Genomic DNA, 19,669 nt, shown 5'->3' on the forward strand with positions numbered 1-19,669 from the left:
TTTTTTGAAAGTTTTCAAACTTTTACTTACACGAAAAATTTTCTTCTGCTAGAATAGTCGAGTACGAAAAAGAGAAAGGAAGTTGTTACATGCCCATCAACAAAAAAGAAAGTTTGATCTATACGACACTTATGTGTATTTTCATGGTGTATTTTATGAGTGTTTATAACCTCATGTTTCAAGTCGGTGTTTCTGCATTGGCATTCCAATTGGCGTGGAATGAATTGCCATTAGCCCTTTGTGTCGCCTTTATTTTGGATTGGTTCATTGTTTCTGGTCCTGCAAAAGGTTTGGCGTTTCGATTTTTGGACCATCAATCAGCTACTTGGAAAAAAATCGGTTTGATTTCTTCATTGATGATCGCCGGCATGGTGATCTGTATGTCACTTTTTGGTGCGTTGATGCACCCAAACCCTGATCACTCGGTGTTCGTCAATTGGCTAAGCAACATTGGGAAAAATGTGATCGTCGCATTGCCATTGCAATTGTTTATTGCAGGCCCAATCGTTCGCCGGGTGTTTCGCGCCTTGTTTCCTATTGGCACTGTGCAAGAACAGCCAGCACTAGGGGAATAATCGATCATTAGAAAAAACGTACTGCGGACAGGCTCTGCCAAGGTTAGCTAAAATAGCTGGCTTGGCGATAACTGGACTTGCGGCACGTTTTTTTGCTTTTATAGACAACAAAAAAACCCATAGGATGGTATGGGTTTTTCTGGTTACCCTATGAAATAGGATACAGGATGTACCTATATAGTAATATGGTGAGATCAAAAAGGAAAGTTCAATTTTTTCATCAAAACATGAAATTGTTGAAAATCGATTGTTTTTATGACGAAAAAAACCAACTTATAATTATTTTCCGTCTGTTATTCCGTATAGAAACCAACGAGTTGATACCAGCGACGATGCTCAATATGGTAGGCATCAGGTGAGTACCCTGACATTGAAAAACCGACAAAGGTGATGACCAGTCCGATAATAATAAACAACAGACTGAGAAAAACGAAAAAGCGCTTATTGATTTTGATCATAGGACTGCCTTCTTTCGATAGTTTTGAACAAATGATTTCGGCCAAACGACAAGGGAGTGGGTAAGGCGTGAAAAAGGTCGGCTCATACTAAAAGTGGCGATCAGGCAAAGCAGCCCTAAACCAAATAAGAAAATCCCCACACCTAACTGACTTAAAAAGAGATAGAAACCATCCGCCATCAGCATGGGACTTAAGACAACGCTGGCGATCCCACCGATAAACGTAGTGACACCAATCATGCCAGTGGTGAAAGGCACACACCAGATGATTATTAAAAAGCTTAGGATCAGCAATGCGGCACATAACAATAAGCTGCCCCACAATGGGAAGCCTAGCACTAAGATCAAAAGCAAAAAGGGATGAAAGCGGCGAGAAATCTCTACTACGACCTCTTCCGTTTCGGTGACTGCTTGGATCAGTTCTTTTGGGGAGCCAAGGCGTGCCACGGCTTCTTCTTCGGTGTATCCTTCTTCCATCAAATCTTCGATCATCTCGTCATAATAGTTGATCAGCTGATGAATCTCGCTAGGTCTGACTTTTTCAGATAATTCTGCAGCCAATGCCTTGATAAAATCAACTCTGTTCATCTAATGTTCCTCCTTTAATAAATCGCTGGATCAATGTCAATTGGGGCCAGTCGTTGGTTAAAAAATCATCGATCCGCTGTTTGCCAAGTCTGGTCAAGCGGTAATATTTTCGCGTCCGTCCTTGATGGCTTTTATTATAAGTCTCAACCGCTCGGCTGGCCTCTAAGCGCTTCAAGATAGGATAGAGCGTTGATTCTGAGATTGGCAGTAAAGGAGATATGTTTTTGACTAATTCATAGCCATAAGAGTCACCATGCTGCAAATAGGCTAAAACACAAATTTCCAATAATCCTTTTTTTAATTGGGCATCCAAAGGCTCTCCTCCTGTTCATACTCATACTATACATTACATAGTATCATTCCACAAGCAGCACCAGTCAAAATCAGCCTTAAGTCTGAGCACCATAAGACAACAAGAGCTCATTCGACAAAATGGTCAAAAATAAAAAATAAAATTAAGAAAATCGGCAGAAAGTATAGGTTAACGTGCTCTTTTTTGTTAAAGTAGAAGTATATAGATTACTTTCAGTAAGAAAATGGGCGTTGGTTGTGTTTCTAAAAGCTGCAAGTAGTCAAAATGAATGAGACGAACGTCAGCAAGAATTGGTGACGTCCAGAAAGGAAGGGGTATTATGAGAAAAGCAACGATTACGAAAAAATATTTGATCAATTGCTTAAAAAAATATCTGGTGGAGTATCTTTATCGACCACTCACTGTCCGCGACATTGCTAATTACGCACGAACATCGACTCAACCAATCTATTTGAATTTTTCAAACATGCAGAATTTCAAGCAGGCGATGGTCGAGGATGTGTTTCGCGATATTCATGAAGCAAAAAAAGAGTCAGTGGCGACACTAGATCCTTTATACAGTTTTTGGCATGACTATTACGTGTTCGCCAGTCGCAATCGGGCCCTCTTTTTTGCATTATTTTTAAATGATATTGGTTGTGGTCCTTACATAAAAGAGCGTTCTTTTGCATATTTTCAAGAAGCAATTGCTGAATCAGCTGTTTTTCAATGTGCGCAAGAAAACGATCTGAGGAAGTACCATGAAGAAGCCTTGATTTTTTTTAGTGGGTTGGTATTGCTGTTTATTCGTGAAGGAAATACTCAAGATAACGCTGATTTTTTGAAAGAGACACAAAATTATTGGCAGCGAGTCCTTCATGAACCAGTTGGTTTTTATCAAGATGATCTACCTAAAACCTTACTTGAATCAGGTCTAGCTGTAAGTGATCAATAGATAGCGTGAAAGAAAGGAAAAGATTTCTGAATATTGTGACAGCTATCGTTGCCATTATTGATTTCCTATTTTTCAAAAATCCCCATCGGAGCAGTGATCTTAAAGATTAGAAGCAATAGCTACTCTTTAAGAGCCGTTCAACGAGTGGGGGTTTTTCTTTTGATAAAAATAGGCGGAAGTCGTTCAGCAAAATAAGAAAAGGTCTTGTCTGTAGTGTTAAGGCTTATTTTTTAGGCCGAAGAAGAGGCGGCTTATTGTTGGCAATTTTCAAGAAATATGAGAAGGTAGAAATAGCAGAAAAGTAACTGGGTTTTATAGTTAGCAACGTTGAATGGAGGAATTTTGATGGGACAAAACACGCAGTATGGAGAAAAAAAGATTGCGATCGATCGCAGGATCGGTTTTTTAGAAGAACATACGTATCACGGGAATGATCTTGGTGTGACTTTTCAAGGACAGCAAACCACGTTCAAATGCTGGTCACCAGAAGCAGAGGCCGTTTCAGTATTGATTTATCAAAGCGGTGTTGCTGGGACTGACGATCGTCTGCTGACGCTGCCAATGGTTCAAGAAGACAACTGTTGGCAAGTCACGACGGAAGAAAACGTCAAGGAGCTGTTTTATACCTTTGAGTTTCAACGAGGTGGGCAGAAAATCGAAGCGGTGGATCTTTATGCCAAGGCAGTAGGGATCAACGGAAACCGCGGTGCGATCATTGATTTAAAGGAAACAGATCCTGAAGGTTGGCAGGAAAGTCACGGCGTCGGTCAGCAGTCGATCACAGATGCCTATATTTGGGAATTACATGTCGAAGATTTCAGTGGTGCCGAAAACAGCGGGATTTCACCAGAAAATCGCGGAAAATATTTAGCCTTCACTGAAAAAAAGACCCATCTGGTGGGAGATGAAAGTCAACCAACTGGCATAGCCTATTTAAAAGAGCTGGGGATCAATTATGTTCATCTGCTGCCGATCTTCGATTTTGACAATGATGAAACTTCGTCTGCCTACAACTGGGGCTATGATCCGAAAAATTACAATGTACCTGAAGGACGATACGCTTCTGATCCTAGTGATCCCAAGGCGCGGATTCGTGAATGCAAGCAAATGATCCAATCGCTGCACGAAGAAGCCATCGGCGTTGTGATGGATGTGGTCTTTAATCACACTGCGATCACGGAAGAATCATGGTTTAATTTGACGGTGCCTGATTATTACTACCGTCAAGATGATGCAGGGAATTTTGCGGACGGTTCTGCTTGCGGCAATGAAGTGGCTTCTGAACGGAAAATGATGCGTAAATTTATCATTGATTCAGTTTTATATTGGGCACAAGAATACAAAATCGACGGCTTTCGTTTTGATTTGATGGGCTTGATCGATGTGGAAACCATGAACCAGTTGCGGCAACGCCTAGATGATGCTGGCTTCAGCCATGTGATTTTATACGGCGAGCCATGGGATGCCGGCAGCAATCAAATCATTCAGCCGAATATCCCAGCCAATAAAAGCAATGTTTGGGCCCTGTCAGAAGGCGTTGCGGTTTTTAGTAATGATTTAAGAGACAGTATCAAAGGCGATGTCTTTGAAGAAACAGACGGCGCGTTTATTCAAGGAATGAATGGTCAACCGCAAGTCAAGCAAACCTTTTATGCGGCAAATTTGGCAACGGCGATTCAAGGAAATACGAAAGTTGCTGGGCAAGAAGGCGCCGAGCGCTGGGCAAAATCGCCCCGCCAAGTGATCGCCTATGCGTCAGTCCATGATAATTTGACTTTATGGGACAAACTGGTGGCAACCATGCAGGCTTCAGCGAAGGAAAGAAATTATGAGTTTGATCCTGAGCTTTTAGCCCGCAACAAACTAGCAGCAGCCATTTTGTTTACCAGCCAAGGAGCAGTGCTGACTCAAGCTGGGGAAGAATTTGGCCGTACCAAAGAAGGTGATGAAAATTCCTTCCGTTCGCCACTGGCAGTCAATCAGCTGGATTGGTCACGTGCCAAAACCTTCAAAGAGTTGCGCGAGCTGTATCGGGGCTTGTGGGCATTGCGGCAGTCCTATGCACCATTGAGAGATGCCACGACCCAAACGGCTGAAAGCATGGTCTTTTATGAGACAAAGAATGAAAATCGCTTGGCGTATCAAGTACCCAATCGTGACAAACAGCATCCATGGCGTTCCTTGTTCGTTATACTCAACAGCACGGAAGAAAGCTGGTCCTTTGACTTACCGACGACAACAGAAAATGCTTCTTGGCACATTGTTGCTGACCCCAAAGGAGCTGGGATCGCTTCTCGTGGCGTAGCAACGCCAAGGATAACTATCGATTCATTGTCTTTCTGCATTTTGGCGGAACAAAGTAACTAATCAAAGTAGAAGCTAAAACAAACTAAAAATTTTAGTTTGTTTTAGCTTTTTTGGTAGTAAAAAAACAATTCTTTTGCTATACTTTTAACAGAATGAGAAGCAGAAAGCGGTGAGCAAATGAAAGTTGTGATCTCTGATATTGCCCGAAAAGCTGGTGTTTCCAGCGGAACTGTCTCTAATGCGATCAACAATCGTAAGGGGATCAGTGAACAAAAACGGCAAGCGATCTTGAAGATCGCTCGTGAGATGGGGTATTTTGATCAGCGAGAAATTAAAAAAACGGAAAGCCAAAAAATCAAATTTGTCGTAATGAACAAGCAAGGAAATGTCGTAGGGGATACGCCTTTCTTTTCTGAATTGATCCGAGGAATCGAAATGGAGTGCAGTACGTTAGGCTATGAACTGGTCATTTCCCATATCACACTGGCACCAGAAGAAGACCCGATTGAAAAGATCCGTCCAGAATTAGCAGATGGTTTGCTATTGTTAGGAACGGAATTGGAAAAACAAGATTTAGCAGTCTTCCGTCATTTGGAAGTACCCTTAGTGATTTTAGATACGATTTTTAATTCGCAGGACTTTGATTTTGTCGCCATCAATAATCGTGACAGCGCCTATGAGATCGTTGAAAAGATGATCGAAAAAGGCCACCGTGACATCGGGATCATCAATTCAACCTTTCAAATCAACAACTTCCGTGAACGCAAGCAAGGGTTCGTCCAAGCGATCCAAGAGCATGATCTGATCCATTATGAAGAGACGGAAGCCTTAGTAGAACCCACCTTGGAAGGCTCCTATCAAGACATGAAGGTCTATTTGGAATCCATGCGTGACGATCAGCGACCGTTACCAAGCGCCTTTTTTGCGGTCAATGACAATATCGCCATCGGTGCCATGAAAGCCATTCGCGAAGTGTTTCCCGATCATCCGTTGACCATCGTTGGGTTCGATGATATTCCTTTGGCGGAATTTTGCAACCCACCACTGACCACCGTCAAAGTAGATAAAGTGTACCTTGGTCGCCAAGCCGTGCGACGCTTGATCGAGAAAATCACCAGTGAAGATGAAAACCATCTGAAAATGCTGGTCGCCACGACGATCGTCGAACGTGAAAGCATCAATTAAGATAAAAATAAGAAAAAGGACAAAACGTTTAGCAAGCGTTTTGTCCTTTTTTAGTTATTAAACAAAAATATTTATCTAAAACTATTGCAAAAAATTTAGCTTATGCTATATTTAAGGTGTAAAAAGTAAGGGATTACATTTTGAGGAAGTGAATAGATGACACAGATCGGTCTCTTTTGTGCAACTGGGCTCTCCAGCGCACTGCTCGTCAAAGCGCTCAAAGAACAACTAGCGGATGATCAGCATTACCAAGTGAATTCCGCGCCTTTTTCAGAAATATTTATGGTGGGGAATGACTATGATTTTTTGATTTTAGCTCCTCAAACCAGCTTCAATCAAGCGAAAGTCGCCGCAGCCTTTCCTGATAAAAAAATCGTTTTACTGACGGATGAGGAATTTCTGAGCAAAAATGTAGCACGAATCGTCGAAGAAATAAAAATTTAGCTAAATATACTAAAACGCAAAGGGTGGTTTTATGGATAAAGTAACCATCGGGTTCGCCCCGACTAGAAGAAATTTATTTAGTGCAGAAGCAGCCATTGAGTACGCCAATCTGACACGACAAAAAATGGACGAACTGGCCATTGATTATGTAGATATTTTAGATATCAACGAAGATGGCTTGCTATACGATGATGAAGGGGTTGAAAAAATCGCCGAAAAATTCAAAGCAGCAAAAATCGACGGTCTTTTTCTAGCCAATGAAAACTTTGGTACGGAATATGCCTGTGCTCGTCTAGCCAAAAAACTAGATGTTCCCGTCTTACTGTGGGGACCCAAAGATGAGACGCCAGCCGCCGACGGTTCACGTTTGCGGGATACGCAATGCGGTCTTTTCGCTATTGGGAAAGTCTTGCGCCGTTTCAAGGTACCTTTCACCTATGTCAAAAATTCTGATATTGATTCACCAGAATTTGCCCGCGGCTTGCAAGACTTTATCAAAGTCTGCAATGTCGTCAAGACCTTCAAACAAACACGAATCTTGCAAGTTGGCCCACGCCCCTTTGATTTTTGGACTGTGATCTGCAACGAAGGCGAACTATTGGAGCGTTTCAATATTTCGCTATCACCAGTACCGATCCAAGAAGTGGTGCAAGAAATCAAGAAAGTCAAAGAACAGCAGCCAGATAAATTGCAAGCAGTCATTGATTATTTTGAAACCAATACGGAAGTCCAAATTTCGGCGAAAGATTTGGAAATGGTGGCAGCCCTTAAAGTGGCTTTGCAAAACTTATGTGAAAGTTACGGCTGCAATGCAGGAGTCATCCAGTGTTGGACGGCCTTACAAGACGAAATCGGTATTTTACCGTATGCCTCCTTGTCACTGTTACAAGAAGAAGGTTTGCCTTTTGTCTGTGAGACGGATGTCCATGGGGCAATCTCGGAACTGTTGGTCGAAGCCGCTTCGTTGGGGGAACACCGAGCGATCTTTGCGGATGTCAACTGCCGCCATCCAGAGAACGAGAATGGCGAATTGCTTCAACACTTAGGAGTTTTTGCTTATTCCACCGCAGAGACCAAACCGATCTTGCCGCAACGACATTTTGTTTTTGACTATCCAGGATCAGTCGCTTTTCGGGCAATCAAAGACGAGTATACGCTGTGTCGCTTTGATGGGGACAACGGCGAGTACTCACTACTGATGGGCACTGGTAAAGGGATCGATGGCCCATACAATCAAGGGACCTATCTCTATCTGGAATTTGCGAATTTGAATCGCTTGGAATTCAAACTTGTTGAGGGCCCTTATATTCATCACGTTGCGGCGGTCAGAAAAAATGTGGTGCCGATTTTGTACGAAGCGTGCAAATACATCGGCGTGCAGCCAGATTTTTATGATCCGATCGAAGAAGACGTCAAAGCATACTTGAGAGGGGATCAATCATGGAAATAAACGAGCTGGAGATGAAGGCTTTAACGATTCGAAAATCCGTGTTAGAGCTGATCTATCAAGCAAAAACGGGTCATACTGGTTCGGATCTTTCTTGTACCGATATATTAGTGGCCTTGTATTATCGGATAATGAATGTCGATGCGAAAGACCCCCAAAAGCAAGATCGTGACCAGTATATCCAAAGTAAAGGACATGCGGCAGAAGTACTATGGGCCGTTTTAGCGGACAAAGGTTTTTTGCCAAAAGAAGAATTAGCCACCTTTTCGCAATTTGGTTCACGACTGATCGGTCATCCAAACAATAAAGTAGCTGGTGTTGAGATGAATACTGGTTCGCTAGGCCACGGCTTACCCGTCGCAGTAGGGATCGCCTTGGCAGGCAAACTGGATCACCGCACGTATCAAACCTATACGTTGTTGGGAGATGGCGAATTAGCAGAAGGCTCGGTATGGGAAGGAGCCATGGCGGCTGCCAACTACCAGCTGGACAATTTGACCGCCATCATTGATCGCAACGGCTTGCAGATCACGGGCGCCTCAGAAGATGTGATGGCAGTGGAGCCGCTAGATGAAAAATGGCGTGCCTTTGGTTGGGATGTGCATATCGTTGATGGCAATGATATGGCTGCCTTGGTGGCTGCATTAGAAAAACCGCATCAGCCCAATCAACCGAAGCTGATCATTGCTAAAACCATCAAAGGCAAAGGCTATTCTGCAGCCGAAAATCAAGCGCAATGGCATCATAAAGTGCCAACGGCAGAAGAGCTTGCACAAGCCATTGCCGAACTTGATCAGCAAATGGAGGTTTTGACTCATGGGAAAAAATAATATTGCCAATCGCCAAGCGATGTGCGACGTATTGATTGAAGAAGGAAAAAAGAATCCTGCGATCACGGTGTTGACCAGTGATTCTCGTGGTTCCGCTTCGTTAGCAGCTTTTGCCAAGGAATTACCGACACAATTGGTGGAAGTAGGGATCGCAGAGCAAAACATCGTCAGTATTGCGGCCGGCTTAGCCCATATGGGCAAACGCCCTTTCGTTGCATCCCCAGCTTGTTTTCTCAGCATGCGCAGTATCGAGCAGATCAAAGTCGATGTCGCGTATTCGAATAAAAATGTCAAACTCGTAGGCATCAGCGGCGGTGTCAGTTATGGGGCATTAGGCATGAGTCATCATTCCTTGCAAGACATCGCAGTGGCACGAGCGATCCCTAATTTGCAAGTGCTGTTGCCAGCAGATCGCTTTGAAACGATCCAAATGTTTAAAGCCTTAGCGGCATCAAATGAACCAGCCTATATCCGTCTCGGTCGTAATCCTGTTGAAGATTGTTATGATTCTGCAGATTATCCTTTTGAGATCGGCAAAGCCATTGAGCTGAGAAGCGGTCAAGATGTCGCATTGATCGCCACCGGCGAAACCGTGCTCCAAGCGTTGGATGCTGCTGAGCTATTGGAAAAACAAGGCATCACTGCTACCGTTTTAAATGTTCATTCCTTGAAGCCCTTTGATTCAGAAACGGTCAAACGAGTGGCGAAAGAAACAGGCACCGTGATCACTGTGGAAGAACATAGCCGATACAACGGCTTAGGAGCTGCCGTGGCGGAAACGCTGGCAGAAGAAACGGACATTCGACAAAAAATCATTGCTTTTCCGGATGAAGCCTTGATTACTGGTTCTTCGGCAGAACTGTTTGCCCATTATGGATTAGACGGTGCCTCCATAGCGAAAACAGCGGTTGCGTTTCTAGGAGCTTAAGATGGACAAGACCTATCAGCTGGTTTTAGATCAGAGTACATCCGGTACCAAGCTCTTACTGTTTCAAGAAGGGAAAATCCTGCAGCGTTACGATAAAAAACATCGCCAAATTTATCCAAAAGTCGGGTGGGTCGAACATGATCCCCTCGAGATTTGGCAAAATGTCCAAGAATTGCTGGCACAAGTGTTTCAAGACCAAGCGATCACTGCAGATCAAATCGTTTCCTTGTCATTGACCAATCAGCGGGAAACGATCGTTGCTTGGGATCGATTGACCGGCAATCCCCTGTACAATGCGATCGTGTGGCAATGCAACCGCAGCGCCGCGATTTGTGAAGAATTGACGGCACAAGGCTGGGAAAGGACGATCAATCAAAAGACTGGTTTGCGCTTAGACCCGTATTTTTCTGGCACCAAAGTGAAATGGTTGGCCCAAGAATTATCGGCCATCAAGGAAAAGTCGGGGACTGGCGAATTGGCGATCGGTACTATGGACAGTTGGCTCCTGTGGAATTTAACGCAAGGGAAAGTATTTGCGACAGAAGCCAGCAACGCTTGCCGAACATTGTTTTACAATATTGAAGAGGGCCGTTGGGATGCAGAGCTCGTCAAACTTTTTGGCATCCATTTAGCAGACTTGCCAGCGATCAAACCTGCTGATACGGTTTTCGGTAGCTATCACGGAATCCCTATCAAAGGGATCTTAGCCGATTCACAAGCGGCATTATTCGGGGAAGGTTGTCAAAGCCTTGGGGATGTAAAAATCACGATGGGCACCGGTTGTTCGATCATGATGCAAGTGCAGCAGGAGCAGACGTTGCGGGATCGCCGCATTTTGACGACGGTCGGCTGGCAAACTAGCCAGGAAACAGCATTTGCGCTAGAAGGCATCATCCGTTCCTGTGGTGACGCCATCAACTGGTTCAGTGAGCAAGTGGCTCCGCTGCCAGATGTAGCTGAGATCTGTCAAGAAGTGCTGACCAGTGACAGTCAAGAAGACATCTATTTTATCCCAGCATTGCAAGGAATGGGTGCCCCATTTTGGGATAATACGATGACCGCCAGCTTTGTCGGCATGAAACGCACGACGACGACTCATGAGCTGTTGAAAGCCGTGTTAGAAAGCATCATTTTTCAAATCAAAGCAGTGATCGATGTGATGGAAGAAGTCGCTGAACGACTGATCAATCAGGTAATGATCGATGGCGGTGTTTCGAAAAACCGCGCCTTGATGAGCTTATTGGCGACTTTGATCAATAAACCCGTCATCGTCAGCGAAGTCGAAGAATTTTCAGCCATCGGCACGATGCTTGTTGCCAATCCAACCATGAATGAACCAGCTATTCAACAAACCACGATCGTTCCGCAAGCCGAACAGGCCGTGATCCGTTTGAAATATGAAAAATGGAAACGGTTCATTGAGAAGTCAGCTGCTTTTAGTGAAGGATAGAGGAGGAACTATATGGAGACCCAACGAATTCAACTGAATCAAACGGCTTACGTGGCTACCTATTTATTGCACCAATCCAAAGAGTACAATTTCGGCAAGAAACGACCGCTAGTGATCGTCTGTCCAGGCGGCGGCTACGCCTTTACCAGTGATCGAGAGGCGGAAGTCATTGCCTTGAAATTCAATAGTATCGGGCTAAATAGCGTTGTTTTATGGTACACCACCGGTGACCAAGTGAAAAACGTTCCCCACAACGCCTTGATAGAAGCCGCCCAAACCGTCAAAATCATCCGTGAGCATGCTCAAGAATGGTTGGTGGATGAGGAGCAAATCATTGTTTGCGGTTTTTCAGCAGGCGGACATCTAGCGTTGCAGTTAGCGACGCGCTGGCACGATGCTGAGCTGGCAGAAGCATTGGGCGTCAGCAGTGACTTACTGAAAGTGAATTTGGCGATCGCCGGCTACCCATTGGTTTATCAAGAGCATGCCTTCCCAATCGATGAGCTAGGCTTTGCCGCTAGTCTGATCGAGACACCTTTAACTGCCAACGAGCGCTTTTTTGGGAGTAAACAACCGACGGAAGAAGCCATTCAATCCATGAACATTTTGCATCATGTCGATCAGTGGACACCTCCGATGTTTCTCTGGCATACGACGGAAGACGTCTTAGTCGATGTGGCACACTCGTTGAAGCTGGCGGTCAAATTAAGAGAAGCAGAGATTCCATTTGAACTGCATATTTTTGAAAAAGGCGAACATGGACTGGCATTAGCGGATCGAACAACGGCACGCAAGCCAAGTCACCTCAATACCCATGTCGCCAAATGGTTTGAGCTGTGCGAAGGCTGGCTCAGTAGTTATATTGATTAATAACCGCCAGTGCACAACTTGTGCCGATGAAAGGAGAGCTCCACCGTGAAAATCACCGTAAACCAAAACAAACGCACCTTATTGCGAGACGGACAGCATTTCTTTTATTTAGCCGATACTTGCTGGAGTGCTTTTACTAGTATTCAAGAAAATGACTGGATCACCTACTTAGACAAACGCAAAGAGCAGGGATTCAACACCCTTCAAATCAATGTGTTACCGCAATGGGATCGCAGCCGTGGTCAATTTGACTGCTTGCCGTTTCCCCTTGATGCGGGTGTCTTTGATTTTACGGTTTGGGAGGATGCCTATTTCGAACGGGCTCAGCGTCTTTGTAAAATTGCCGATGAAAAAGGGTTTACTTTAGCATTGGTTGTCTTGTGGTCAAACTATGTCGCTGGCACTTGGGCTAGCCAGTTGGACAAAGAACGCAACGTGTTGCCGGAGGATTGCCGCCAGGCTTACTATCAAAAAGTGATTAAGACGTTTGATGCCTTCCATCCGATCTACTTTATTGGTGGCGATACGGACTTCCCAACTCAGCCAACCATCGATACGTATCTAGAAGCCTTTGTTTTCTTTGAAAAGCATTCGCCCAGTACCCTGAAAACGATTCATATCAAGGGACGTTTTGAAGAAATCCCTGAACCTATCGTCGAACATTTGGACTTATTTTTATACCAATCAGGTCATAACAGCGCCTTTTTGAATATGCCTTATTATTTGGCAGAGCGTTTTTATCAACGAGAACCGCAACTGCCGATCATCAACTCAGAACCTTGCTATGAACAAATGGGCTATGCCCGTCACGTATACGGTCGATTTGGTCAAAAAGATGTCCGCAAAGCAGCATGGCAATCATTGTTAGCCGGCGGCTCGGCTGGGATCACGTACGGTGCTCACGGCATCTGGAGTTGGCAAACCTCGACGGCAACCTTTGCGGAAGAAATCGGGGAAGCATTTGATCGTCCGATGATTTGGCCAGAAGCTTTGTCTTTTCCTGGGGCAGATGACTATGGCTTTATCAAGCAATTATTTGAATTATTAAATATTCAGGAGCTTGTGCCTTGCCAAGAGCGCTTGATCGATGCAGATGAACAGATTCGTATGGCAGCTATCGCAGGAAGGAAGGATGCCTTGCTTTACTTGCCAAGCAATACAACAGTTCGCCTGCAAGGAGATCTTTCTACAGCGACCGTCACATTGATCGATTTGAACACCAATCGTTTCTTGAAACCAAAACTGACAGTTACTGATGGTATCACTGTTTTCCATCCCCACAATTGTCACGAAGATGTATTGTTCGTCATCCAAATAAAGGAGTGAAAAAAATGGATAAGTATATGGATAAGGTGTTAGTATTTGCAGATAAAATCTCCAACAATCGGTATTTAAAGGCAATTTCAAACGGGTTGATGGCGACGCTGCCGATCAACATTATTGGCTCGATCGCCTTGTTGTTAGCAGTTTTGCCGATTCAAGGGTGGACAGATTTTATCAACTCGATCAATATTGGCGGTTATTTTTCCGTCGGTTACAGTATGACCGTTGGGGTTATCTCAGTGTACGCTTCCTTTCTTGTCGGGCACCGTTTAGCGACAGAATTTAAGCAGTCGGCAGTCCCTGCCGGCATCGTTTCGTTGTTTGCCTTTTTGATGATGACGCCAATGGTCACCTTGGAGGAAACAACGACTCTCGACATGAGCAAACTCGGCGCTCAAGGCTTGTTTACCGCTATGATCTGTGGCTTAGTCTTTGCTCGTTTGTACTGCTTTATTTTAGAAAAAAATATCGCCATCAAAATGCCAGCAGGCGTGCCGCAATTTGTGACGGATACCTTCGCCGGTTTGATTCCAGCAATTATTTCTGGGTTTACCGCGATCGTCATTAGCTGGGCATTCAGTTTTACTTCTTATGGCTCATTCTCAGATTTCATCTATCAAATCTTGGCAATGCCGCTGCAAAGCTTGTCTTCTAGTGTAGGTTCGTTGTTATTTATTGTACTGATCCAAATGGTGCTATGGTTCTTCGGTATCCATGGTTCGTTGGTGGTGGGTAGCTTTGTCACCGCTTTGTACTTACCAATGGATGTGGAAAATATGGATGCTTTAGCTAGCGGCGTTGCGCGTTCCGAGCTGCCGAATATTTTGAGCAAGTCGTTTTATGATTTGTTTGCTGGTATTGGTGGGGCTGGGGGAACATTGTCATTGATTATCGTTATTTTGCTGTTAGCGAAATCAAAACAATCACGGACAGTTGCTAACCTAAGTGCCGTTCCTGGATTGTTCACCATTAATGAGCCGGTGATTTTTGGCTTACCGCTGATTTTAAATCCAATCATGGCGATTCCGTTCATATTAACACCATTGGTTCAAGTGCTTGTGGCGTACCTAGCGATCTGGAGTGGGATCGTCCCACGACTTAGTGGCGTACAAGTTCCCTTTGGCACACCGATTTTTCTAAATGGGTTTCTAGCTGGAGGCTGGCAGGTCGCAGTTCTACAAGTCGTTTGCGTTTTGGCAGGCTGCTTGCTGTACATTCCTTTTGTCAAAATATTAGATAAAGGAAAATTAAAAACAGAAGCAGAAGCAGCGCAAGCGGAGGTTCAAACTGAAAGTATCGATGCAGCTGGAGAAACCGTCTGACTTCAGGGGAACAATGCGTAAAAGGCAGGACCTTGTTCTTCTTCAACAAGGGACAAGGTGAATTTTTGCACACTTGATTTCTTAAGACGGTGAATCCAGTCAATGATCGGCCATTCCCGAAAGCAGATAGGCTCTGATTGATCTACTTAGTAATCGAATGGTTCGGGGAAACGCCGATGATCCCAATGCAAATGTGACACAAATAGATTTTCTGATTTTTGATTTTACTCAGTATGTGTCTTTTTAAAAAATATACCAGCTGCTCCCCCACAATTGCTATCAAGACGTTTTGTTTCTCGGACACAGATCAAAAAGGAGTGTATTATATGACTTTCGCAGAGAAGTTCACCGAAAAAGGCCAGTACTACGCAAGTAAGATTCAGCAAAATAAGTATATGCAAGCAATCTCTAATGGGTTGATGTCGCTATTGCCGATCATGATCATCGGCGCATTCAGTACACTGTTGTCTTCCATGCAAATCGAAGTCTATCAATCAATGATCGCCCCATTTCGCGATATTATCGCCTTACCGGCACAATTTACGACAAATGCATTAGCTATTTATGCCGCTTTTTCCATCGCTTACAAATTGGCAGGCTTGTATGGAAAAGAAGGCTTGATCCCTGGTTTTGTTTCCTTATTTTCCTTTTTAGTCTTAACACCAATCAGTGTTTTTGAAGATGGAGAGCTTGTGATCAATGCCTTGACCTTTGACTGGCTAGGGGCTAGAGGGTTGTTTGCGGCGATGATCGTGGGCGTTTTAACTGCCCGTTTGTATGTGTTTTTTGTCGATAAAAACTTGGTTATCACGATGCCGGAGGGTGTACCACCAACGATTGCCAAAACATTTTCGGGACTGGTTCCAGCAGTGTTAGTAGCAGTCTTATTGACGATAACAGCCGGTTTGTGGAAGATGACGGAATTCGGTAGTTTCCATCAATTTGTATACACGATTCTACAAATTCCACTGCAAAGTCTTGGAGGTTCGATCTGGTCGATTTGTATCGCCTTATTGATCATGCAGTTGTTGTGGGTCTTTGGGATTCACGGAGCAATCGTTGTACTAGCGGTTATTCGTCCAATAATGACTGCTCTGGATCTTGAGAATTTGGCTGCTTATCAAGCAGGAGAACCGATGCCTAACTTAGTGACTGGTTCTTTTTGGAGTATTTATGCTAATTTTTCCGCCATGCTTGGTCTAGTAGTAGTTTTACTCTTTTTATCAAAGAGTAAACAATTCAAAATTATTGGGAAGCTGGGAGCACCAGGAGCACTTTTCGGGATTCATGAACCGCTGATCTTCGGATTACCAATCGTAATGAACCCGATTCTGGCGATTCCCTACATTTTAAGCCCAGTTGTCTGCGTGGTGATTGGCTATATCTTAACCGTCACGAATATTTTACCAATTCCTATCGGGATGCAAGTGCCTTTTGGTGCCCCAATCGTTCTCTCAGGTATTCTGCAAGGAAGCTGGAAACTCGGGGTAGCCCAGTTATTAATGATTCCTTTGTGTGCCTTGATCTATTACCCATTTGTCCGCATTTTGGATAAGAAAAATGCCGAACAAGAATTGGCGCAAGAAACGCAAGAAAAAGCAGCAGAACAAAGCATGGATCGAGTGATTTCTTGATGAAGTTTATGATGAAAAAGGAGTGTATAAAAAAGCGATGGGGACTTACGTCCGCCATCGTTTTTTACAGCCTTCTTTTTACGACCAAGCAAGAATAGATCATATCCAGTATATATTCGAGGGATAACCCGTATTGAAGGGCACTGAAAGCATCGTTGGATGAATAGTAGAGATAAAAGCTTTCATTACAGATCAGTGATAGATCTTTTTCGACAAAGCTAGTGATAGCAATTGTCTTACTATTTCTTTTTCTCAATTTATACGCGATATCGATCATTGTTTGATTCTTCCCAGAATGACTGATAACGAATGAAATGGTCTCACGTGCATTTGTCGAGGAAATATAAAACTCGTTTAATGAGTTAAATGCTTGAGCATGGATATTTAAATTATTTAATTTAATGCAAGCAGATTGAACACGAGGGAAGTTGATATCGCTTGCATAAAAATCAATTTTTTTTGTGTGACAAAGTAGATTGATGACTCGATTCAACGTGTCCTTATTTATCAATTCTTTTGTCTCTTGAATCGTATCTATATAAACAGAGGAAACATATTCGGAAACATCGAGATTAGATAAAGAAGTTGAGAAAGTTAGTTTTTTTTGATTGTAGAGCTTTCCGTATTCTTTTACATATTTTAGTTGAAAATCAGGATAACCCTTGAATCCAAGTTTCTTACAAAAACGAACGACGGTTGCAGCACTTGTATAACTAGCAGATGCCAAATCTTTCGCTGATAATTCTAGGATGCTCTCAGGAAATTCGCGGATGAATGCGACTATTGCCTGTTCTTGGAAAGTAAACTTTGAATCGTCAGCAAGCTGTTGGTGGATCATAGCTTTCACCTCTGTATGTTAGTAGTATTTCTAACATAGCACATAAATGGGGCTACCGAAAGGCAGGTCTGTCTATCAATCAGCTGGAAAAACGATCGATGCTTGTTTCCGTGCTTTTGTTTGAATCGCCATCGTAATTAAAGTTATTTGTAACAACTCATTACATTGTTCCAAATCATTTTCTTCAATCATTTTTATGAATGCTAAAAATTCATGAAACATACGATGTTTTCCTTGATTGCTGTCAAAACGTTCAGGGTTGTCATTATTGCTGTTTGTAGCAAATAAAAAGTCTTTAACGATATTTGCGGAAGAATCAATACTGATATAGCCTGCATCTCCTTGAATAGTAGACATAATCGGTGCTTTACAATCTTTCGCGGCAATACCTACAAATTTAAAAGTAGGGTAGTCTAGCGTTAGTATGCCGGAGGTATCGATCCCATGCTCAATATTTGCATGATAATCAACTTTTTCGGGTGCACCAAATAGTGTGACTACGAGATTAATATTATAGATATTCAGGTCCATCAATGCTCCCCCAGATTTTTTTAAATCGAAAGCAGGTAAGATCTCACCATTTTTGAAGGCATTATAGCGAGAGGAGTATTGAGAATAATTTGCTGTAAATAATTTAATATTCCCTAGCTGAGGCAGCATCTCTTTGATTTTGTGAACGTTTGGTAAAAATCTAGTGCTAACTGCTTCAAAAAGAAACAGGTGATTGGTACGGGCAATTTCAACCAGTTCTTTTGCTTCCTTACTATTTGAAGTAAATGGTTTCTCACAAATAGCATGTTTCTTACTCTCGAGTGCTTTTTTTGTAAAATGAAAATGCAAATGGTTCGGAACTGCGATATAGATTGTATCGATACTATTATTTTTTAACATATCATCATAATTAGTGTAAGTTTTTGCGATTTTATTTTCCTTTGCCAAGTTCTGGATTTTTTCTTCTTCTGCAGGTGTAGCACAAATAGCAGCTATTTCTATATTAGGAAGCTCATGCGCAAAAGTTAAAAAATCATGAACGATCATGCCTGCGCCAACAATACCAAGGTTCATTCTTTTGCCTCCTTTGCAACAGCTATGCCATCTTCAATAATCTCCAAAACTTTCAATACTTCAATATCTTTGACGATTTTTTCCTGCTTCCCTTCAATTGCGGCGATAAGGTTCTCGTAAATCGCACCATAGTCCGTACTTTCAATCGGTACCTTTAAGTAATTATCTTCTCCAGCATCATTAATGTAAGAGAGGGTTCCCCATAATTCTTCGGGATAATTTTCCTCCGCTAATACAATTGGGCCTGGCTTGTATTTTTTATTGGAATTATGGCCCAAACTAGGCATTAAGAAGCTTCCTTTTTTCCCGTGAACAATAAATCTTGGGTAGTCAAGTTTTACATAACAACTAGTTTTCACTGTTGCTTTAAAGCCATTATCATAAAAAAGGTCAATATCATAATAATCGTCTGATATTCCAGGGTTATCAATACTTCTACAATCTAAACAAGTTCTGATTGGTATCCCAAATTTGCTAATGATTTGGTCAAGTGGGTGAACCGCCAGACCATATAAGAACCCCATGCGCTTATTTTCTTTGATACTTGGGCGAAAGTAATCATAATGAGATTCAATTTCAACTAAATCACCTAGAACACCAGAATCGATCACTTTTTTGACGGTTAGGAAATCAGCATCAAATCGCCTATTTTGATTTGCAGTAGCAATCAATCCTTTTTCATTTGCTAGTGTAAAAACTTCTTCCGCTGCTTTTTTTGTTAATGCAAAAGGTTTTTCGCAAAGAACATTCTTACCTTTCTTCAAAGATAAGAGAGAATAGTCTACGTGAAATGCATCTGGCGTATTAATAACGATTAAATTGACCTCAGGATCATCCATAATAGTATCGATATCAGAAGTAAAAGTATAATTTGGGTACCATGTTTCTCTTTCTGTATCACCGATTCGATCTTCTTCTCTTCGATAAATATATTTCACTTTTATCTTTTCTTTTTTCTTCTCTACATAGGGCAAATGGTAGTGTGTCACACTGTTTCCAAACCCAATATAAGCTACTGTTAGCATAGAATCATTCCTTTCTTTTTTCGTCATCAGTATAGCAGTCGGTTAGGGAATAAAAATATGGAAAAACGGATTATTGGCAGTGATTTTCATCAAAAGAAATAGTCAGTGAAATCCAATTTCATTAATTAGGGAAC

Annotated in this window: 19 protein-coding genes; 13 read left to right on the forward strand and 6 right to left on the reverse strand. The window is 42.8% G+C overall.

Annotated elements, in window-relative coordinates; translation table 11 throughout:
- The first annotated feature begins 89 nt into the window (after positions 1-89).
- Positions 90-575: a DUF2798 domain-containing protein gene (locus ENLAB_RS09435; protein WP_077453201.1), complete on the forward strand. Its 486-nt coding sequence runs from the start codon at positions 90-92 to the stop codon at positions 573-575.
- 293 nt (positions 576-868) lie between these two features.
- Here the strand turns inward: ENLAB_RS09435 and ENLAB_RS09440 are convergent, their stop codons facing one another.
- Genes ENLAB_RS09440 through ENLAB_RS09450 form a run of 3 tightly spaced genes read right to left on the reverse strand, consistent with a single transcriptional unit; the run spans position 869 to position 1,933 of the window.
- A complete protein-coding gene (locus ENLAB_RS09440) occupies positions 869-1,033 on the reverse strand; it encodes a hypothetical protein (protein ID WP_244350810.1) in 165 nt (54 codons plus the stop codon).
- Complete coding sequence (locus ENLAB_RS09445) at positions 1,030-1,620, reverse strand: DUF1700 domain-containing protein (protein WP_244350812.1); 591 nt, start codon at positions 1,618-1,620, stop codon at positions 1,030-1,032. Before ENLAB_RS09445 ends, ENLAB_RS09440 begins: the two co-directional genes overlap by 4 nt.
- Positions 1,607-1,933: a PadR family transcriptional regulator gene (locus ENLAB_RS09450; protein ID WP_081117612.1), complete on the reverse strand. Its 327-nt coding sequence runs from the start codon at positions 1,931-1,933 to the stop codon at positions 1,607-1,609. Before ENLAB_RS09450 ends, ENLAB_RS09445 begins: the two co-directional genes overlap by 14 nt.
- A gap of 319 nt (positions 1,934-2,252) precedes the next feature.
- On the opposite strand from ENLAB_RS09450, the gene ENLAB_RS09455 reads away from it, so the two are divergent.
- The 12 genes from ENLAB_RS09455 to ENLAB_RS09510 all read left to right on the forward strand — a co-directional run bounded on the left by ENLAB_RS09455 (position 2,253) and on the right by ENLAB_RS09510 (position 16,607).
- Positions 2,253-2,867, forward strand: coding sequence for a TetR/AcrR family transcriptional regulator (locus ENLAB_RS09455; protein WP_170924053.1), 615 nt, complete (start codon positions 2,253-2,255; stop codon positions 2,865-2,867).
- Between the two features lie 345 nt (positions 2,868-3,212).
- Positions 3,213-5,234: a type I pullulanase gene (gene pulA, locus ENLAB_RS09460; protein ID WP_244350814.1), complete on the forward strand. Its 2,022-nt coding sequence runs from the start codon at positions 3,213-3,215 to the stop codon at positions 5,232-5,234.
- 117 nt (positions 5,235-5,351) lie between these two features.
- A complete protein-coding gene (locus tag ENLAB_RS09465) occupies positions 5,352-6,359 on the forward strand; it encodes a LacI family DNA-binding transcriptional regulator (RefSeq protein WP_005226491.1) in 1,008 nt (335 codons plus the stop codon).
- Positions 6,360-6,515: 156 nt separating this feature from the next.
- Positions 6,516-6,803: a PTS sugar transporter subunit IIB gene (locus ENLAB_RS09470; protein ID WP_244350816.1), complete on the forward strand. Its 288-nt coding sequence runs from the start codon at positions 6,516-6,518 to the stop codon at positions 6,801-6,803.
- A gap of 31 nt (positions 6,804-6,834) precedes the next feature.
- Entirely contained in the window at positions 6,835-8,253 is a 1,419-nt protein-coding gene (locus ENLAB_RS09475) for an L-fucose/L-arabinose isomerase family protein (RefSeq protein WP_005226500.1), read from the forward strand.
- Positions 8,244-9,080, forward strand: a complete 837-nt coding sequence (locus tag ENLAB_RS09480) for a transketolase (protein ID WP_005231740.1) — start codon at positions 8,244-8,246, stop codon at positions 9,078-9,080. Before ENLAB_RS09475 ends, ENLAB_RS09480 begins: the two co-directional genes overlap by 10 nt.
- Entirely contained in the window at positions 9,067-10,008 is a 942-nt protein-coding gene (locus ENLAB_RS09485) for a transketolase family protein (RefSeq protein ID WP_244350818.1), read from the forward strand. Before ENLAB_RS09480 ends, ENLAB_RS09485 begins: the two co-directional genes overlap by 14 nt.
- Before the next feature lies 1 nt (position 10,009).
- Entirely contained in the window at positions 10,010-11,458 is a 1,449-nt protein-coding gene (locus ENLAB_RS09490) for an FGGY-family carbohydrate kinase (RefSeq protein ID WP_142424519.1), read from the forward strand.
- Between the two features lie 12 nt (positions 11,459-11,470).
- Positions 11,471-12,328, forward strand: a complete 858-nt coding sequence (locus ENLAB_RS09495) for an alpha/beta hydrolase (protein WP_142424518.1) — start codon at positions 11,471-11,473, stop codon at positions 12,326-12,328.
- 45 nt (positions 12,329-12,373) lie between these two features.
- Positions 12,374-13,654, forward strand: coding sequence for a glycoside hydrolase family 140 protein (locus ENLAB_RS09500; RefSeq protein ID WP_144770934.1), 1,281 nt, complete (start codon positions 12,374-12,376; stop codon positions 13,652-13,654).
- A gap of 5 nt (positions 13,655-13,659) precedes the next feature.
- Complete coding sequence (locus tag ENLAB_RS09505) at positions 13,660-14,973, forward strand: PTS sugar transporter subunit IIC (protein ID WP_244350820.1); 1,314 nt, start codon at positions 13,660-13,662, stop codon at positions 14,971-14,973.
- 326 nt (positions 14,974-15,299) lie between these two features.
- On the forward strand, positions 15,300-16,607 hold the full coding sequence (locus tag ENLAB_RS09510) for a PTS sugar transporter subunit IIC (RefSeq protein WP_244350833.1): 1,308 nt from the start codon (positions 15,300-15,302) through the stop codon (positions 16,605-16,607).
- Positions 16,608-16,671: 64 nt separating this feature from the next.
- Here ENLAB_RS09510 and ENLAB_RS09515 read toward each other — a convergent pair whose 3' ends face one another.
- From ENLAB_RS09515 to ENLAB_RS09525, 3 genes are all read right to left on the reverse strand, one after another.
- Positions 16,672-17,445, reverse strand: a complete 774-nt coding sequence (locus tag ENLAB_RS09515; protein WP_118215751.1) for a MurR/RpiR family transcriptional regulator — start codon at positions 17,443-17,445, stop codon at positions 16,672-16,674.
- A 75-nt stretch (positions 17,446-17,520) separates the two neighbouring features.
- Positions 17,521-18,510, reverse strand: coding sequence for a Gfo/Idh/MocA family protein (locus tag ENLAB_RS09520; RefSeq protein ID WP_213334546.1), 990 nt, complete (start codon positions 18,508-18,510; stop codon positions 17,521-17,523).
- A complete protein-coding gene (locus ENLAB_RS09525) occupies positions 18,507-19,535 on the reverse strand; it encodes a Gfo/Idh/MocA family oxidoreductase (protein WP_118215753.1) in 1,029 nt (342 codons plus the stop codon). Before ENLAB_RS09525 ends, ENLAB_RS09520 begins: the two co-directional genes overlap by 4 nt.
- Between the last annotated feature and the right edge of the window lie 134 nt (positions 19,536-19,669).

It is taken from the genome of Enterococcus innesii, from assembly GCF_022846515.1.
Taxonomy (GTDB): Bacteria; Bacillota; Bacilli; order Lactobacillales; family Enterococcaceae; genus Enterococcus_D; species Enterococcus_D innesii.

Coding starts and splice junctions, on each gene's coding strand:
- ENLAB_RS09435 (WP_077453201.1), top strand. CDS start 90: ATGCCCATCAACAAAAAAGAAAGTTTGATCTATACGACACTTATGTGT.
- ENLAB_RS09440 (WP_244350810.1), bottom strand. CDS start 1,033: ATGATCAAAATCAATAAGCGCTTTTTCGTTTTTCTCAGTCTGTTGTTT.
- ENLAB_RS09445 (WP_244350812.1), bottom strand. CDS start 1,620: ATGAACAGAGTTGATTTTATCAAGGCATTGGCTGCAGAATTATCTGAA.
- ENLAB_RS09455 (WP_170924053.1), top strand. CDS start 2,253: ATGAGAAAAGCAACGATTACGAAAAAATATTTGATCAATTGCTTAAAA.
- pulA (WP_244350814.1), top strand. CDS start 3,213: ATGGGACAAAACACGCAGTATGGAGAAAAAAAGATTGCGATCGATCGC.
- ENLAB_RS09465 (WP_005226491.1), top strand. CDS start 5,352: ATGAAAGTTGTGATCTCTGATATTGCCCGAAAAGCTGGTGTTTCCAGC.
- ENLAB_RS09470 (WP_244350816.1), top strand. CDS start 6,516: ATGACACAGATCGGTCTCTTTTGTGCAACTGGGCTCTCCAGCGCACTG.
- ENLAB_RS09475 (WP_005226500.1), top strand. CDS start 6,835: ATGGATAAAGTAACCATCGGGTTCGCCCCGACTAGAAGAAATTTATTT.
- ENLAB_RS09480 (WP_005231740.1), top strand. CDS start 8,244: ATGGAAATAAACGAGCTGGAGATGAAGGCTTTAACGATTCGAAAATCC.
- ENLAB_RS09485 (WP_244350818.1), top strand. CDS start 9,067: ATGGGAAAAAATAATATTGCCAATCGCCAAGCGATGTGCGACGTATTG.
- ENLAB_RS09490 (WP_142424519.1), top strand. CDS start 10,010: ATGGACAAGACCTATCAGCTGGTTTTAGATCAGAGTACATCCGGTACC.
- ENLAB_RS09495 (WP_142424518.1), top strand. CDS start 11,471: ATGGAGACCCAACGAATTCAACTGAATCAAACGGCTTACGTGGCTACC.
- ENLAB_RS09505 (WP_244350820.1), top strand. CDS start 13,660: ATGGATAAGTATATGGATAAGGTGTTAGTATTTGCAGATAAAATCTCC.
- ENLAB_RS09510 (WP_244350833.1), top strand. CDS start 15,300: ATGACTTTCGCAGAGAAGTTCACCGAAAAAGGCCAGTACTACGCAAGT.
- ENLAB_RS09515 (WP_118215751.1), bottom strand. CDS start 17,445: ATGATCCACCAACAGCTTGCTGACGATTCAAAGTTTACTTTCCAAGAA.
- ENLAB_RS09520 (WP_213334546.1), bottom strand. CDS start 18,510: ATGAACCTTGGTATTGTTGGCGCAGGCATGATCGTTCATGATTTTTTA.
- ENLAB_RS09525 (WP_118215753.1), bottom strand. CDS start 19,535: ATGCTAACAGTAGCTTATATTGGGTTTGGAAACAGTGTGACACACTAC.